Genomic DNA, 16,772 nt, shown 5'->3' on the forward strand with positions numbered 1-16,772 from the left:
TTGTCGTAGAACCAGGTCACCGACACCCGCAGCGCCATCCGCTTGCTCATGGCCACCGAGACCGCGTTGACCATCTTCGAGCGCCAGTCATCGCTCTCGTCGAAGTTCAGGTCGACGACCCAGATGTTCTCGTAGGTCGTGCTGTCGTTGAAGGCGTGGAGGTAGTCCCAACCGACCTGCGCACCGAGGAAGCTGTCTTCCAGAGCGGGGTTCGGAACCACATCCTCCTGATCGGTGTAGGTCAGGAGGTAGTTGGTGCGGAACTTGACCTTGTCGTCGTCACGCCAGACGTTGCGGACACCGCCGAACACCGTGATGCGGTTGTCGATACCGGCGAAGCGGTTGCGATCCCAGCCGGCACCGGCCAGCCAGGAGAAGCTCTCGGTGATCTCCCTGCTGTAGGAGGCCGACAGCAGGTAGTTCTCGGCGGTCTCGTTGGTGGTGCTGTCCTCGAAGGTCGTGAAGTTCATCGGGTCGACGCCGACGGCGTAACGGTCGAAGCTCGTCGACTCGGCCTTCAGGCCGGTCGCCAGAAACTGAAACTCCGCGTTGTCCCAGAGGTGGAGCAGCGTGTTGGAGAAACCGAAGGTCTCGGACTCGCTGTTTCCCGAAGTCGCGACCAGGCTCAACTCGGCGGTGTCCTTCCAGCCCAGCTCCTTATCGTCGGCGATGACGGTAGAGCCGGTCATGACCAGCAGACACAACGTGACAAGAAAGATGACGGAACGTTTCATGGGAAACCTCGGTTCGAAAGGGTTGCTCAAATAGACCGCGGCATTCTAGTCACTGGGCGCCGACGGGGCCACCTCGTCCCGATGACCCGGGAAGAGTGAGCGTAACGACAGGCGGAGGTCCGGCCGGGGGCAGTCCGCCTGGAGTCGCTGGAGCGTGGCCTCGACGGGGCCGATGGCCCAGCAGGTCTCCTCTTTAAGTCGCTCCACGGGTTCGGCCGGCAAGACGTTCAACGGGCAGATGTCCCGCTGTTCCACGATCGCTTCGTCTTCGTCTTCGGCCAGCCAGCGCAGGGGGAGACCCTGGGTCCGGCAGACGTAGGGCCGCACGGCGTAGATCCGGCACTGGCCCCGGTCGCCAAGAAACGCGCAGCCTCCAGGAGGGTGGGGCCGACCCTCGCGGAGAAGCTCGCCGGCATGCCGGCGAATCTCCTCGGCCTCGACCTCGAAGACCGTCAGGTCGTCGACACAGCAGTCGTGACAGCCCTCACGGCACTGCAGCCGTTCGGCGTGAAGACGTTCCAGCGGCGCCACGTGTCGATCGATCCAACGGTGGAGCTCGGCGACGTCGTTGAGTTCGGTGACGGCGGGTCCGGATTCATCCATGGCTGCGACCGTAGCATTTCCGGGTACGATGGAGACGAGGAACCTCGATGCGTCAGCCGTCCCTGTTCGACAAGCCCGCCGACCCCGACCCCGGACCCGATCCCGGTTCCGAGCCGGAGGTTCCGGTGAAGGAGTCCCATTGCTGCGGCGGCGCCCGCGTCGCTTTCACGGCGCCTGCCGGAAGCTGGGTCTGTCCCATGCATCCGAAGGTGATCGAGAGCGGTCCGGGCGCGTGTCCCGATTGCGGCATGGATCTGGAGCCCGCGTCGCCGTTACCCGACGAGGCCACCGAGCGGCAGCAGCGGAAGGAGTGGCACGGCATCCTGCGACGGCTGGGGCTCTGTGTCCTACTGACGCTGCCGCTATTGATCCTCAACATGGGAGTCATGATCGGGCTGCTGCCGTCGTCGTGGGCGCTGCCGCCGTGGGTGCAGTGGCTGGTTGCGACGCCGGTCGTGTTGTGGGGTGGGCAGCCGTTCTGGGTTCGCGGGATCGATTCGATCCGCAATCGGAAAGCCAACATGTTCACGCTGATCCTCCTGGGGACCGGCGCCAGTTATCTCTACAGTTTCGTTGCGTTGTTCGCCGGTCGTGACGCGCTGGGTGCGCCGTTGCCGATCTTCTTCGAGTCGGCGGCGGTCATCGTGACGCTGGTCTGGTTGGGACAGGCGCTGGAGTTTCGTTCCCGTGCCCGGACCGGCGATGCGATCCGCGCGTTGCTCTCCCGCGTGCCGGACCGGGTGTTCCGCGTGGGCGAACAGGACACGGTCGAGGAGATCGATGTCGGCCGGGTCGTCGTCGGCGATCGGCTGCGAATCCGGGCCGGGGACAGGGTGGCCACCGATGGTGTCGTCGTTGACGGCAAGAGTCATGTGGACGAGTCGATGGTCACCGGCGAGCCGATGCCGGTCTGGAAGGAGTCCGGCGCGACTCTCACCGGTGGCACGCTCAACGGAGAAGGGCTCCTGCTGATGGAGGCCACGCGGGTCGGGGCCGACACGTTACTGTCGCGGATCGCGTCGCTGGTGGCGGAGGCCCAACGAAGTCAGGCACCGGTGCAGCGGCTGGCGGATCGTGTGGCGGCCTGGTTTGTCCCCGGCGTTCTGGGGGTGGCACTCCTCACGGCGATCTACTGGGGCTTCGTGGCCACAGGCGGCAGTCTGGGGTTTGCGTTGCAGACGGCGGTGGCGGTCATGGTGGTGGCGTGTCCCTGTGCCATCGGCCTGGCGACACCGATGGCGATCATGGTCGGGATGGGTCGCGGGGGCCGCGAGGGCGTCCTGCTGCGCAGCGCCGATGCGTTACAGAAGTTATCCGTCGTCGATACGGTGGTCTTCGACAAGACCGGGACGCTGACTGCAGGTCGTCCTACCGTCAACGGCGTCAGCATCAGCGCCGAGGGGTTGAAAGACTTCGACGAGCTGGACCTGCTGCGTCGGGTGGCGTCGGTCGAACGTTACAGCGGTCACCCGCTGGCCGCGGCGATCGTCCGCGAAGCCGAAGAGCGTGGGCTCTCTATGATGTCCGTCTCCGGTCTGACCGAGGAGCCCGGCCGCGGCATCGTCGGTAGTGTCGAGGGTCGGCGATTTCGCATCGGGCAGAGTCGCTGGTTGGAGGAGCATGGCGTGGATACGACGGCCCTCGGCGAGACGGCTGACGTACTGCGGCAGCAGGGTCAGACGACGACCCTCGTCGCGGTCGACGACCGGGTCGTCGGCCTGATCAGTCTCGACGATCCGATCCGCGAGAGCAGCGCCGAGGCCCTTGGCGAGCTGCGACGTCTGGGGCTGAAGCTGTTGATGTTGACCGGCGACGACCGGGTCACCGCCGAGCGTGTCGGGGCGCGATTGGGGTTGGACTGGATCGAGGCCGAGGTCCTACCGGAGCGGAAACATCAGGTCGTTGCCCGCCTGCAGGATCAGGGGCACGCCGTGGCGATGGCGGGGGACGGCATCAACGATGCCGCGGCACTGGCCCGGGCCGACGTGGGCATCGCGCTGGGGACCGGTAGCGACGCCGCCATCGAGAGCGCCGCGGTCACGCTGGTCCATGGCGATCTGCGTGGCATCCTTCGTGCGCGACGGCTTTCGACCGCGGTGATGGGATCGATCCGGCAGAATCTGTTCCTGGCGTTCATCTACAACGTCGTGGCGATCCCCATCGCGGCCGGGGTGTTGTACCCGTCGTTGGGGCTGTTGGTCTCGCCGATGATCGCAGCGGCGGCGATGAGTCTCAGTTCGGTCTCGGTCATCGCCAACGCGTTGCGTTTGCAACGCCAGCGCCTCTAGTCTGCCGCAACCTGCTCCCGTAACGCGTCGGCGAAGTGATCCATGATCCGGCCGTAGAGCCGTTTCGTGACCAACGGGTCCGGCACCATGTGGGTGAAGCCCGGCAACGGCAGGAAGTCGAACGGTCGCCCCTCGCGGAACAGCCGATCCGCCAGCTTCAGGCTGTGCGAGAAGTAGACGTTGTCGTCGGCGGTGCCGTGGATGATCAAGAGCGGGCGCGAGAGGTCGCCGGCATACGTCAACACGTTGGCGGCGTCATAACCGTCGGGGTTGTTCTGCGGGGTGTCCATGTACCGTTCGGTGTAGTGGGTGTCATAGTCCCGCCAGTCCACCACCGGAGCGCCGGCGACACCGGCATGGAACACCTCGGGTCGTCGCATCACCGCCAGCGCAGAGAAGTAGCCGCCAAACGACCAGCCGTAGATGCCGACCCGCTCCAGATCCATCTGCGGAACCTCGGCGGCCAGCAGCTGTAGCGCCTCGGCCTGGTCATGGAGCGGGATCTCGATCAGATCGTGCTTGACGACGCGATGCCACTCTCGGCCGCGACCCGGCGTCCCCCGTCCGTCGATGGCGACCACAATGTAGCCCTGGTCGGCCATCCATTGATCCAGCACGTAGCGGCCTGTCTGGGCGCGGACCATCTGCGAGGTCGGTCCCCCGTAGACATGGACGATGATCGGATACTTGTGCTCCGGATCGAATGCTCCCGGACGGATCAGCGCGGTGTGATAAGTCCTTGACGATCCGACCTCACGCAGTTCCAGGTTCACTTCCAGGTCGGGACTCTCGGCCACGGACGTCAACGATCGACCGCTGGCGTCGCTGCCGTTCATCACCCGGTAGTCGGTTCCCTGACCGATCGCGTTCGACATCAACAGCCACAACGGGCCCTCACCGGCCTTCGAGGCGAAGTGGACCCCCGCCTCCGTCGTCAGGGCGGTGACGCCATGCGTCTTACCATCCAGCGTGACGCGATAGACATGACGCTCGGTTGGGTTCGTCGACGCCGTCACGATGGCGTAGCCCTTCTCGAAGTCGACACGGGCGACACGATCCAGACCGAACTCGACCGGCGTCACCTCGTGCACAAACGCACCGTCGCGATCTCGGGCCTCCAGCTGCCAGGCACCTCGTCGTTCGGTGGTCCACAGGAAGCCGCTGCCATCGGGGAACCAGATCGGCATCGTTTCGTCGAGGTCGAGCCACGCAGGGTCGCTCTCGACCAGAAGCGTGCGTGTGCTCCCGTCGTCGTTCACCGCCAGGAGTTGTTGTTCGGTCTGGGTTCTGTTCTGTACAAGAAGCGTCAGCGGCGCGTTCTTGCTCCAGGTCACCGCGGCGAGGTACTCGTGTTGTTCGTTGTCCCACTCGACCCACGTCGTCCGGCGATCCTCGAGCGTCAGCACGCCGACCGTGACCACCGCGTTCGGTTTACCCGGTCGCGGGTAGGGCCAGCTGTTCGGCGACGACTCCGGATGGGTTGCGTCCCCGATGGTCATCTGTTCCAGGCCCGAGGTGTCGGTTCGCTGGTAGGCGATCCGTCGACTGTCGGGGGACCACCAGTAGCCGTGGTGGCGACTCATCTCCTCCTGGGCCACGAACTCCGACAGCCCGAACGAGATGTGCGCGTCGCCGTCCTTGCCGGCTCCTTCGGTCAGACGACGTTGGGTGCCGGTCGCCAGGTCGATGACGAACAGGTCACCATCGCGGACCACCGCCAGCATCGTGCCGTCGGGAGAGAAGCGTGGATCGACCGGGCTGCCGCCGTCGCCGGTCAGCTCGCGGAACTTGCGGCTCTTGCGTTCGACGAGGAACAGCCGGCCCGAGAGGGGAACGAGCAGTTGCTTGCCGTCCGGCGACAGATGGAAACCGGCGATGCCACGACTGGTCGTCCGTGACCGTTCCCGTCGCGCCTTCTCCTCGACGCTGAGGGTCTCGTCCTCGCCGCCAAGCAGTTGATCGGCGGTCACGAGAGGCTGCTCGCGACCGTTCTTGAGGTTCAGTCGGTAGAGATCCTGGACGAAGTCCCGGGGTCCCGAGCGGAGGAAGAGGATCTCCTTGCCGTCGGGCGTGCCTGTGGCCTTCGTCGGTCGGCCGAGTCGAAAGCGGTTGGTCTCTGCGTAACGGGCGAGGAACGATGCGTCGGCAGCGTCCGCAGGGACGATGACGCCCACCAGGAGCCCTAGGAGAAGCATGCGAAGCGACGCGCGGAACGACATCGACACCCCCGGAGAAATGGTACGAGCCTCGCATCTTACCGTATACTTTCGTCATGCCTTTCCGTCGCCACCCGAGCATCGTGCTGCTGAGCCTGACGATCTTCGTCGCGTCTTTCGCCCTCACGCTCGCCGCGCCTGCCGCAGACGACGACACGTACCTCCTGGAACTCGAGTCCGCCGACGCCGACGCCACGTTGGATCGATCGCGGCTTTCGCTGCTTCTCGACGATGTTCGTGGCCGCCTGTGGGCCTCCCGAGGAGCGGTTCGGCGTCTCCAGTCGACCATCGATGTCACGACCGATCGGAGCATTCGTGTCTCGCTGGGGTCCGAGTACTCCGCTCACGACGAGGCCCTCGTCGCGATGAAGCTCGCGCTTCCGGCGCTCCTCGAAGACCCGCAGTCCGTGGACCTTCTGTTCGATGTTCTTCGATCCGGCGAGAAGGCCTGCTGGCATCTGACCCGTTACCGACGGGTGGCAGAGAGTTACGGCTCGTTGCCGGAGTATCAGGCGGCGGTTGCGCCGGCGGCCGAGGCCTGTCGGAAGCTGGGTCGTGCCGGGTTCAGCGCGCCGGTGAGGGCCGCGCTGGTCGAGGGGTTGGCTCAGGATTCCGAACGGGACGATCAACTCGGCGAGTTGCGGGAGGAGATTGCGGCACTGGAGGAGTTGTTCGAGGACCTGCGCCGGATTGAAGCCGCGGACCCGTAGACCCTGCGCATCGTTGCGTCGATCAGGGGATTGCCCTACATTTCACCCGTCGCGACACTCGCCGAAAGGCGTCCAGAAGGATAGGGATCATCATGGGTAAGGGACTCGCGCTCGTATGCGGTGGTGGCGGCTTCATCGGCGGCCACCTCGTCAAGGATCTCCTGAGCCAGGGCTTCGCCGTCCGTTCCGTCGACCAGAAACCGGTCGACCAGTGGTACCTCCTGGACAACGCCGCCGAGAACCTCGTCCTCGATCTCCGGCAGATCGACGCCTGCCGACAGGCGGTGAAGGGTGCGACCCGGGTCTACCAGCTTGCCGCCGATATGGGTGGCATGGGTTTCATCGAGAATAACAAGGCGCTCTGCATGTTGAGTGTCCTGATCAATACCCACATGTTGCAGGCCGCCCAGGAGACCGGCAACGTCGAGCGCTTCTTCTACTCGTCATCGGCCTGTGTCTACAACGCCGACAAGCAGGTCAACGAAGATGTGGTGGCGCTGAAGGAAGAGGATGCCTATCCCGCCATGCCGGAAGACGGCTACGGTTGGGAGAAGCTGTTCTCCGAGCGCATGTGTCGTCACTTCCGCGAGGACTACGGGCTAGAGACCCGGGTTGCGCGGTTCCACAACGTCTACGGGCCGTTCGGCACGTGGGACGGTGGGCGAGAGAAAGCGCCGGCGGCGATGATCCGCAAGGTCATTCACAGCAAGCGTTCCGGCGACAACACGATCGAGATCTGGGGCGACGGCAAGCAGACCCGCTCGTTCATGTATATCGACGACTGCATCAAGGGCATCAACCTGTTTACCGACTGGGACTGCCTCGAGCCGTTGAACCTGGGTTCCAACGAGCTGGTGACCATCAACCAGCTTGTCGACATCGTCGAGGAGATCGCGGGCGTCACCCTGGAGCGCAACTACAACCTGGACGCACCCAAGGGGGTCAACGGTCGTAATTCGGATAACGAACGGATCAACCAGGTCTTCGGCTGGGAGCCGTCGATCCGACTTCGGGACGGCATGAAGCTCACCTACGACTGGATCCTTGGCGAGATCGAAGCCGGCGCCAAGTCCCGCTGATCGTGTCCGGTTCGGAGTCACGCCCCGCGCGTCGTCACATCCTGGTCCTCAGCCACTTCTACCCACCGGACCCGGCGTCGGTCGGGCAGCACTCGGCCGACGCGGCTGCAGAGATGGCCGCCCGTGGCTACCGGGTGACGGTCATCAGCTCCGATCGCGATTTCGAGGATCCGAGTAAGCGTTACCCGCGCTACGTCAAGCGTGACGGCGTGGACGTCCATCGCGTCCCGTGGGCCAGCTTCGGCAAGCGGACGATCTTCCTGCGGGCGCTCAGCATGGGGATGTTCATGCTGCACTGTCTGTGGGCGGTGATCTCCCGTCGCGATGTGGACGCGATCCTCGTCAGTACCTCGCCACCGCTTTGCGGTGTGGCCGCCACCGTGGGGCATGTGCTCCGCGGGACGCCGTTCCTCTACTGGGTGATGGATCTCAATCCCGATCAGTTGATCGTGCTTGGCAAGATCGGCCGGAACTCGCTAACCGCGCGGATCTCCAACCTGATTCAGCGGAGGGTGTTGCGTCGAGCCGGTGTCGTGATTCCGTTGGATCGATTCATGGAAGAGCGGCTGCTTCGCAAGGCGGACTTCCGACACAAGAGCCACATCATCCCGCCGTGGCCCCACGAACGTCCCGCCCCGTCTCTCGACCACACCGACAACTGGTTTCGAGAGAAGCACGATCTGCAGGACCGTTTCGTGATCATGTACTCGGGGAACCACGGCCTCTCGACACCGGTCGAGACGATGTTGGCCGCGGCGAAGCAGCTGGAGGACACACCGCAGGTGCAGTTCCTGTTCGTCGGTGGCGGTGTCCGCAAGAAGATGATCGACGAGGCGATCGCAAACGATCGCCCGACCAACGTTCGGTCGCTTCCGTACCAGCCCCGGGAAGACCTACGGTTCAGCCTGTCGTCGGCGGACCTCCACCTGGTCTCGATGGAGGAGAACGTCGTGGGCATCGTGCACCCGTGCAAGATCTACGGGGCGATGACGATGGGTCGCCCGATCGTGTTGCTGGGGCCACGGCCGTGTCACGCGTCGGAGATCCTCGAGACCGAGCAGATCGGTTGGCAGGTTGACACCGACGACGCCGACGGGATGGCGGCGGCGATCCGCGAGGCGCTGGCCTTGCCGTCGGGGGAGATTCGGGAGATCGGGGCTCGGGCCAAGGAGCTGGCGGATCGCCGTTTTTCCCGCGACGCCCTGTGCTCCAGCTTCTGTGATCGGCTCGAGGAACTGGTATCTTGAGCGGCCATGCTTTCGATCACCCAGCTTGGCAAACACTACGGCGGCCAGCGGCTGTTCCAGGATGCCACCGTCAACTTCAATCCCGGCTCGCGCTACGGGATCGTCGGCGCCAACGGCTCCGGGAAGTCGACGCTGCTGCGGATCCTGACGGGCGAGGAAGAGGCCACCGAGGGTAAGGTCGCCGTCGCCCGCAAGGCACGGATCGGCGTGCTGCGTCAGGATCACTTCGAGTTCGACGACGTGCCGATCCTCGATGTGGTGATGATGGGTCACGAGGAACTGTGGTCGGTCATCGAGGCCAAGGAGAAGCTGCTCGAGGCGCCCCCCGATCAGTTCGACGCCGACAAGTTCAGCAAGCTAGAGGAGTTCATCCAGGAGAACGACGGCTACGCGCTTGAAGCGCGGGCCGCGGAGATCCTGGAGGGGCTGAATATCCCCACCGACGTGCATCGCGAGCCGTTGTCGATCCTGTCCGGTGGTTTCAAGCTTCGTGTGCTGCTGGCCCAGACGCTGGCGGGGTCGCCGGACGTGTTGCTTCTGGACGAGCCGACCAACCATCTGGACATCCTCTCGATCCGTTGGTTGGAGAAGTTCCTCGTCTCCTTCAAGGGCATCGGAATCGTCGTCTCTCACGACCACCGCTTCCTCAACAACGTCTGCACCCACGTGGTCGATGTCGACTACGAACGCGTCACGACCTACAAGGGCAACTACGACGCCTTCGTCACCGCCAAGGCCGAGAATCGCAATCGGAAAGAGGCGGAGATTGAGAAGCGCGGTAAGGAGATCGACGACCATCGTCGCTTCGTCGAACGCTTCAAGGCCAAACCGACCAAGGCGCGTCAGGCCAAGAGTAAGGTCAAGCAGATGGAGCGCATCGTCATCGAAACGTTGCCACCGTCCTCACGCCGCTATCCACACTTCGCGTTGAAGCAGTGTCGTCCCTGTGGTCGGATCGCGCTGCAGCTGAAAGGCATCTCCAAGTCCTACGACGACAAGCCGGTCCTGGAGGATGTGTCGCTGAAGGTGATGCGTGGTGACAAGCTGGCGATCATCGGCCCCAACGGTATTGGCAAGTCGACACTGCTGAAGATCGCCGTGGGGGTCGTTGAGCAGGACGCGGGTGAGGTGGAGTGGGGCTACGAGACCCACCCCGGTTACTTCGCGCAGGATCACCGCGCCCTGCTGACGGAGGAGCGACGCGACCTGCAATCCTGGCTGTGGGATTTCTGCCCCGGAGAGAGCGTGGGTTTCGTTCGCAATCGACTGGCACGCGTGCTGTTTACCAAGGACGACGTCGAGAAGAGAATCGGCAACCTCTCGGGCGGCGAGGCCGCGCGGCTGATCTTCTCCAAGTTGGATGTCACCCATCCCAATGTGCTGGTCCTGGACGAGCCCACCAACCATCTGGACCTCGAGGGCATCGAGGCTCTGGCGGAGTCGTTGCGCGGCTACGACGGCACCATCATCTTCGTCTCTCATGACCGCTGGTTCGTCTCAAAGATTGCGACTCGCATCGTCGAGATCACTCCGGATCACATCGAGGACTTCGTCGGCAGTTATGACGAGTACCTCGAGCGCTGCGGCGACGACCACCTGGACGCCGAGGCGGTCCTGCGTGTCGCACGGGAAGAGAAGAAGGCCGCCAAGGAGGCCCGCAAGGGCCAGAGTTAGTCGATCCTGGGCAGGTAGACCGTCGCCGTCGGCTCCTGCGCCTGACACGGCGAGTCGTCGTGGTAGGTGAAACGCGTTCCGTGGGATGCGGCCTCGACGTGACTGAAGCTGACCGTCCGTGCATCGTCACGATGCATGCAGATCGATGATGGACCGCGTTCCGGTTGGTGGCTGGCGTGGGCCCGCATGTGGGCCGCCGCCCGTGACGCCGGGTCGTCGCCCTGACGTAGCGACAGCAGGGTGCGAAACCACTCCCGGCGACTGCGACGGACCTCTGCGCTCCGATACGAGGACGAGACGATGGCCTCGTCCACCGCGGGGGTCTCGTTCTTCGACAGCGTCTCGCCGTCCCAGACCCGGCTGCCAACGATTCGGGGATCGATGGCGAAGATGCGGAACGAGCGTAGCGCCTGAACGTCGATCCGATCGAGACTCGCCAGGGCCGTCGTCACATCCGGGTAGTCGGCCAGCTGCAGGACGACCTGTCCGCGGCTGACGAACGTGCCGTCGGCATCGGCCGGGCGATAACCGTTGAGCAGACAGACCGTCAGGCCATGGGCGTTGCTGGCGATCCAGCTGCCACCGGCGTCGGCATCGGTGGGGGAGACCCGCGCCGGCGGCCCGCCCCGTAGGGTCGGCGGGAGGGCCGACCCCCGTAGGTGTCGCTCGTCCCGGTTGAAGAACAGCTCGTAGCCGTCGTTGCCATGGAACCAGCTGAGGGTGCACATGCGGGCATTCTAGTGAACTTGACCGGTTGTCTGCCGTATCCAGGAAAGGAGGGGCTGGTTTCCAGACCCCGAAGGCTTCATCATTGGCCTCGAGCGGCCACCGTCGTCGCTTCCCGGAGGATAGAGTGAAAAAGTTTCTCGTCGGTCTGCTGGCCGTCATCGGTTTCTTCTCCATCGTTGCCGTCTTCGGCTTCGCGGTCCTTGTACTCCTGGCCTCATCGGGCAAGCCGACAGTTCCCAGCTCGGTGCTCCTCGAGATCGACTTCGAGCAGGGCGTCATCGAGACGATCCCGCCCGACCCGCTGGCCCAGCTGATGCTGGACGACACGATGACGGTGCCGATGATTGTCGAGGCGCTGGAAAAAGCCTCCGACGATCGTCGCGTCAAGGGTGTCGTCGCACGGATCGGTGGCGAGGGGATCGCCATGGCCCATATCCAGGAGATCCGGGATGCGGTGCTGCGTTTCCGCGAGTCGGGCAAGCCGGCGGTGGCATGGTCCGAGACGTTCGGTGAGTTTGGTCCCGGCAACGGTGGCTACTACCTGGCGACGGCCTTCGACGAGATCTACATGCAGCCGTCGGGCGACGTGGGTCTGACCGGACTGATCTACGAGACGATGTTCATGCGTGGGCTCTACGACAAGCTAGACATCGAACTACAGCTGGATCAGCGTCACGAATACAAGAACGCGATGAACAGCTACACCCATCGCGAGTACACCGAACCCCACCGCGAGGTGATGCAGTCGGTTATCGACTCGCGCTTCACACAGATCGTCCGCGGCATCTCAGAGACAAGGGGGCTTGAGGAAGACGAGGTCCGCGATCTGTTCGATCGTGGACCGTACCTCGGTGAGGAGGCGATGGACGCCGGCCTCGTCGACGGTCTGGCCTATCGCGACGAGGTCTACGCGACGATGCGTGAGTCGGTGGGTGACAAGGCCCGCCTGCTCTACCTACCGGCCTACCGCGAGCGTGCGGGGAGCCCGTTCAACAAGGGCACCACCGTCGCCGTCATCCATGGCTATGGCCAGGTGACTCGCGGCGGCAGCCGCTTCTCGCCGCTGGACGGTTCCGTCAGCATGGGTTCCGACACGCTGACCCGGGCGTTCCGCGCGGCCATCGATGACGATCGGGTGAAGGCGATCCTGTTCCGGGTGGATTCTCCCGGTGGCTCCTACGTGGCATCCGATTCCATCTGGCGCGAGACTCTGCGGGCCAAGGAGATGGGCAAGCCGATCATCGTCTCGATGGGCAACCTGGCCGGGTCGGGTGGCTACTTCGTCGTGATGCACGCCGATCATGTCGTCGCCCAGCCCGGAACGATTACCGGCTCCATCGGAGTGCTCGGCGGCAAGATGGTCGTCACGGGTCTCTACGAGAAGCTGGGCATCAGCTACGACGGTGTCCATACCAGCCGGAACTCGTCCCAGTACAGTCCCAACCATCCCTACGACGACGCCGGCTACGAACGGTTTCAGGCGGGACTGGATCGGATCTATGCGGACTTCACCCAGAAGGTCGCCGAGGGCCGCGGGTTGGATCTGGAGCGGGTTCAGGAGATCGCGAAGGGGCGCATCTGGACCGGCGAGCAGGCGCTGGAGATCGGCCTGATCGATGAACTGGGCGGCATCCACGTGGCGCTGGACGCGATCCGGGCAACGCTGGACCTGGCCCCCGATGCTCAGCTGAAACTTCGCGAGTTCCCACGTGTCGACATGCCGTGGTTTGCCGGCTTGATCGAGAAGACCGAAAACTCCGATGTGCGCTCTCAGGCGATCGTGGAGTCGTTGCGGGAAATCCAACCGCAAATCCGCGGTCTGCGACAGGCCGGATGGCTGGGGGATCCGGGGGTATTGGTGATGCAGGACTACCGTGCCCTGGAGCCGAGGGTGCAGATTCCCTAAAAAAACGGGCCGCTACAGGTTGCTGAGTGGTTGCCGCAGGCTGCGGTCGATCGATCCGCTAGAAGGGGTTGCGGTTCCCGTTGACGGTCGCCGGTAGCGGTAGATTTCCCGGCGTCACGTGATTCCGTTCTTGATCGCGTCGTCGTGAATAGAGCGGAAGCTGATACGGGGCGTTACGGGGCCTAACATAAACACCCCCCTTGGAGGGTCCCGTCACAACCCAAACACCGGGGGCCGGAGCGGATCTTTGATCCACTCCGGCCTCTCTTTTGTTTGTAAGTATCCGCGAAAATCCGTGGAAGGCTACGAGAAAAGTTCTCCGTAGCGGGTATTTCGCAGCACCGTGAACGAGCTGCGTTGGGACACCCAGCGTCGCAGCGTCGGCAGGCTCCGGTTCAGGTCGCCGCCCTCGATCGCCTGTCGGGGAGTTTCGCCCCCACACAGCAGGTCGATGGCCAGCCGATCGTTCACAAATTCGTAGCGCTCGCGACGCCAGTCGAACGCCTCGGGGTTCTGATCCCGACAGGCGGCGATCAGCGCCAGGTAGGTCTCGATGGGTCGCAAGCGGGCCCCATCGGTCAACAGCAGTTGCACGCCCTGGCAGGCCGCGCCGGCATGTTTCTGGAACATCGGTCGGAACGACGCCGGGCGAAATGCGACACCGGGAAGCTCCAGCCCCCGCATCGTCGTCGCCAGGGCCCGCCCATCGATCCACGGGGCCCCGACCAGTTCGAAGGGTGTGGTCGTTCCCCGTCCCTCGGATAGTTGGGTCCCCTCGATCAGGCAGCCGCCGGGGTACAGGCGGGCGGTGGTGAGGGTCGGCATGTTGGGGGAGGGCGGGACCCAGGGCAGCCCACAGCCCTCGAAGGTCTGTCCCCGTTGCCAGCCCTGAAGCGGGACCACCGTCAGGTCGCACGGGATGTCGAAGCGATCGCGGAACAACGCCGCCAGCTCGCCGATGGTCAGGCCGTGGGTGATCGGCAGGGGATAGCGACCGACGAACGAGGCGAAGCGTTCCTCGAGCAGCGGGCCGTCGGCCGGTTGCTCGGCGATGGGGTTGGGTCGATCGAGCACCGCGACGCGCACACCGACCCGTCCCGCCACGGCCATCATCGCCGCCATCGTGTAGATGTAGGTGTAGTAGCGGGCACCGATATCCTGGAGATCCACGACCAGCAGATCGAGATCGGCAAGATCGTTCTCGCCCGGCGTCAGTGAGGCCTCGTCCTCGCCGTAGAGGCTGACCACCGGGAGACCGGTCCACGGGTCGTGACCGCTGTCCACCGTCTCCATGTCCTGGGCATGACCCCACAGGCCGTGCTCGGGTGCGAACAGCCGTTTCCACGTCAGCGCCGTGGATCCATCGGGGAACGTCGCAAGGGCGTCAAGACGCTCGAGGATGTGACATCCGTCACGATCGACCGACGCGGGGTGCGCCAACAGGCCGACACGGTCGCCGGGGCGGGCCGCGCAGACGGACGGTCCCTCGGCGATCCAACGATCCAGTCCGCTTTGCACCCTTGTCATCTCGCGATCATACCTAATGTGCGCAGCTTGACACCGCTTGACACATTTGAGGCGCTGCATCTAACTTGAGGGGTCTGTCCACGGGAGTCCGAATCCATGCTGAGCGCCGCCGATCACGAGACGTTTCGTCGCCTGACCGAAGGGGCCGACTCGTTGGTCCTGATCACCCACGCCCAGGCGGACGGGGACGCGTTGGGTTCCGAACTGGCGTTGCAACGCTATCTACGTTCGACCGGCAAGCGCTGCACCATCCTCAATAACGATCCGGTCGACAAGACGCTGGCGTTCATGATCCCCGACGGCGACGACGTGCGGATCTGGGATGACGTCGACGGCGCGGGAGCGATCGCGTCGGCCGACCTGATCATCCTGCTGGACAGTGCGACGCCCCATCGCGTCGGTCGCCTCGAGCCCCACGTGGTAGCGGCGGCGGATCGAACGCTCTGCATCGATCATCACCCGGCAGAGGAGTCGCCGTGGGCCTGGACTCTGGCCGACACCAGTGCCTGTGCGACCGCGGTCCTGGTCTACGAACTGATCACCGACGCCGGCTGGCAGCCCGACCTGGCGGCGGCCCAGGCGCTCTACGTCGGCATCGCCACCGATACCGGTTACTTCCGTTTCAACTGCACCGACGCCCGCACCCATCGGGTGGTGGCGCGGCTAGTGGATCTCGGCGTGCAGCCGGCCGAGGTCTACGAGGCGGTCTACGAGCAGAACAACCTGGCCTACACACGACTGCTGGGTCACGCGTTGACCACGATGAAGGTCGATGCCGACGGTCGTGTCGCAACCGTCGCCCTCTCGCGTTCGGACCTCCAGCGGCTGAACGCGCAGGGCGAGGACACGTCGGAGATCACCAGTCACATGCTTGCGCTCAACGGGGTCCGTGCCGTGGCACTGATCCGCGAACGACCCGACGGCAAGATCAAGGTCTCGCTGCGTTCCAAGGGCACCATTGACGTCAACAGCCTGGCCCAGCGACACGGCGGAGGCGGGCATCGCAACGCCTCTGGGGCTGTGCTCGACTCGACGCTTGCCGAGGTGCAACAGCGGATAGTCGACGGCCTGGTCGAGTTGACTCAGCAGCCGTCATGACCGTCGAGGTGCGCCTGTTCGCGGTGCTGACCGACCACACCGGCTGGAGTCGTCAATCGATGGACGCACCCGCCGGTCGGACCGTGGAACAGCTGTGGCAGCAACTGGTGCAGGCCCACCCCGGCCTGGGCTCGCTTGGCTACCGACCGATGGTCGCCTGTGACTGTCGCTACAGCGACTGGGACTCGGTATTGGACGACGTCCAGGAGGTTGCGTTCCTGCCGCCGGTCAGCGGAGGCTAGATCGGTGGTCATCCTCCAGACCGAACCGATCGATCTGGCGTCGCTGTTCGAGCAGGTCCGAGGCGACGGCGACGGTGCGGTCGTGCACTTCGTCGGCTATGTCCGCAACCATCACAAGGGTCGTGAGGTCCGCTACCTGGAGTACCACGGCTACGACGAGATGGCCGAGGCCGAGATGCGTCGTCTTGCCGACTCGATCCGGACCGAGTTCGAAATCGACGCTATCGCCATCGTCCATCGATTGGGTCGTCTGGAGATCGGCGATGCCAGCGTCGCCGTCGTCATCTCGTCCGCGCATCGTCGCCCGGCGTTCGACGCGTGTCGTGAGGCGATGGATCGTCTGAAACGCACCGTGCCGATCTGGAAGAAGGAGTTCTTCGTGGACGGTGTGGAGTGGGTCGACGGTCGAGATCCCTGCTGAGGTCAACGTGGCTCGAAGAATGTTGTGTGTTGCGTGATACGTCCGGTCGCCGATCGTCCGTTGGCGGACATGTGACTACTTCACCCGTCAAATTCCCAGGGTAAACCGGCATCGTGTGGCGGCACGGTCCTCGCAATGTCTCCTAGACGATGTGGACTCCATGCCAGCCGATCGAAGGCAGACGACCGGATCGGTTTTTTCCACCGCACTGCCCGAAGTCGGACTGCGCGGATCATCGGATTCAGGGACGTGGGTACCGTCCCCGACGGGTCGGCTACTACCGTCGAGCCTGTGACCC

General features: G+C 64.4%; 14 protein-coding genes. 9 read left to right on the plus strand and 5 right to left on the minus strand.

Annotated features, from left to right (window positions below; genetic code table 11):
* Together OES25_16270 and OES25_16275 are read right to left on the minus strand one after the other, a co-directional pair.
* Positions 1-734: DUF481 domain-containing protein (locus OES25_16270; GenBank protein ID MDH3629197.1), on the minus strand; the 734-nt coding region annotated here is incomplete at its 3' end.
* Positions 735-779: 45 nt separating this feature from the next.
* Complete coding sequence (locus OES25_16275; protein ID MDH3629198.1) at positions 780-1,337, minus strand: YkgJ family cysteine cluster protein; 558 nt, start codon at positions 1,335-1,337, stop codon at positions 780-782.
* A 47-nt stretch (positions 1,338-1,384) separates the two neighbouring features.
* On the opposite strand from OES25_16275, the gene OES25_16280 reads away from it, so the two are divergent.
* Positions 1,385-3,625 (plus strand): copper-translocating P-type ATPase, encoded by a 2,241-nt coding sequence (locus tag OES25_16280; GenBank protein MDH3629199.1) that lies wholly within the window; start codon positions 1,385-1,387, stop codon positions 3,623-3,625.
* On the opposite strand, the gene OES25_16285 is transcribed toward OES25_16280, so the two are convergent.
* Complete coding sequence (locus tag OES25_16285) at positions 3,622-5,844, minus strand: S9 family peptidase (protein ID MDH3629200.1); 2,223 nt, start codon at positions 5,842-5,844, stop codon at positions 3,622-3,624. The genes OES25_16280 and OES25_16285 overlap by 4 nt on opposite strands.
* A 53-nt stretch (positions 5,845-5,897) precedes the next feature.
* Here OES25_16285 and OES25_16290 point away from each other — a divergent pair, with 53 nt between their 5' ends.
* From OES25_16290 to OES25_16305, 4 genes are all read left to right on the plus strand, one after another.
* Complete coding sequence (locus OES25_16290) at positions 5,898-6,551, plus strand: hypothetical protein (GenBank protein ID MDH3629201.1); 654 nt, start codon at positions 5,898-5,900, stop codon at positions 6,549-6,551.
* A 92-nt stretch (positions 6,552-6,643) separates the two neighbouring features.
* Positions 6,644-7,630 (plus strand): NAD-dependent epimerase/dehydratase family protein, encoded by a 987-nt coding sequence (locus tag OES25_16295; GenBank protein MDH3629202.1) that lies wholly within the window; start codon positions 6,644-6,646, stop codon positions 7,628-7,630.
* 2 nt (positions 7,631-7,632) lie between these two features.
* On the plus strand, positions 7,633-8,877 hold the full coding sequence (locus OES25_16300; GenBank protein MDH3629203.1) for a glycosyltransferase family 4 protein: 1,245 nt from the start codon (positions 7,633-7,635) through the stop codon (positions 8,875-8,877).
* A 6-nt stretch (positions 8,878-8,883) separates the two neighbouring features.
* Entirely contained in the window at positions 8,884-10,551 is a 1,668-nt protein-coding gene (locus OES25_16305) for an ATP-binding cassette domain-containing protein (protein ID MDH3629204.1), read from the plus strand.
* Here the strand turns inward: OES25_16305 and OES25_16310 are convergent.
* On the minus strand, positions 10,548-11,279 hold the full coding sequence (locus OES25_16310; protein MDH3629205.1) for an NRDE family protein: 732 nt from the start codon (positions 11,277-11,279) through the stop codon (positions 10,548-10,550). The genes OES25_16305 and OES25_16310 overlap by 4 nt on opposite strands.
* Before the next feature lie 125 nt (positions 11,280-11,404).
* On the opposite strand from OES25_16310, the gene sppA reads away from it, so the two are divergent.
* On the plus strand, positions 11,405-13,186 hold the full coding sequence (gene sppA / locus OES25_16315) for a signal peptide peptidase SppA (protein MDH3629206.1): 1,782 nt from the start codon (positions 11,405-11,407) through the stop codon (positions 13,184-13,186).
* A 303-nt stretch (positions 13,187-13,489) separates the two neighbouring features.
* Here sppA and OES25_16320 read toward each other — a convergent pair whose 3' ends face one another.
* On the minus strand, positions 13,490-14,713 hold the full coding sequence (locus tag OES25_16320; GenBank protein MDH3629207.1) for a DUF1343 domain-containing protein: 1,224 nt from the start codon (positions 14,711-14,713) through the stop codon (positions 13,490-13,492).
* A 96-nt stretch (positions 14,714-14,809) separates the two neighbouring features.
* Here OES25_16320 and OES25_16325 point away from each other — a divergent pair, with 96 nt between their 5' ends.
* The 3 genes from OES25_16325 to OES25_16335 are packed head-to-tail and all read left to right on the plus strand — an operon-like array spanning position 14,810 to position 16,474.
* Positions 14,810-15,811 carry a bifunctional oligoribonuclease/PAP phosphatase NrnA gene (locus OES25_16325; GenBank protein MDH3629208.1) on the plus strand — a complete coding sequence of 334 codons (1,002 nt, stop codon included), beginning with the start codon at positions 14,810-14,812 and terminating at the stop codon, positions 15,809-15,811.
* Complete coding sequence (locus tag OES25_16330) at positions 15,808-16,053, plus strand: MoaD/ThiS family protein (GenBank protein MDH3629209.1); 246 nt, start codon at positions 15,808-15,810, stop codon at positions 16,051-16,053. The genes OES25_16325 and OES25_16330 overlap by 4 nt, the downstream gene beginning before the upstream one ends.
* 4 nt (positions 16,054-16,057) lie before the next feature.
* Positions 16,058-16,474, plus strand: a complete 417-nt coding sequence (locus OES25_16335) for a molybdenum cofactor biosynthesis protein MoaE (GenBank protein MDH3629210.1) — start codon at positions 16,058-16,060, stop codon at positions 16,472-16,474.
* The last annotated feature ends 298 nt before the right edge of the window (positions 16,475-16,772 follow it).

It is taken from the genome of Acidobacteriota bacterium (assembly GCA_029861955.1).
In the GTDB taxonomy this organism is placed as follows: Bacteria; Acidobacteriota; Polarisedimenticolia; order Polarisedimenticolales; family Polarisedimenticolaceae; genus JAOTYK01.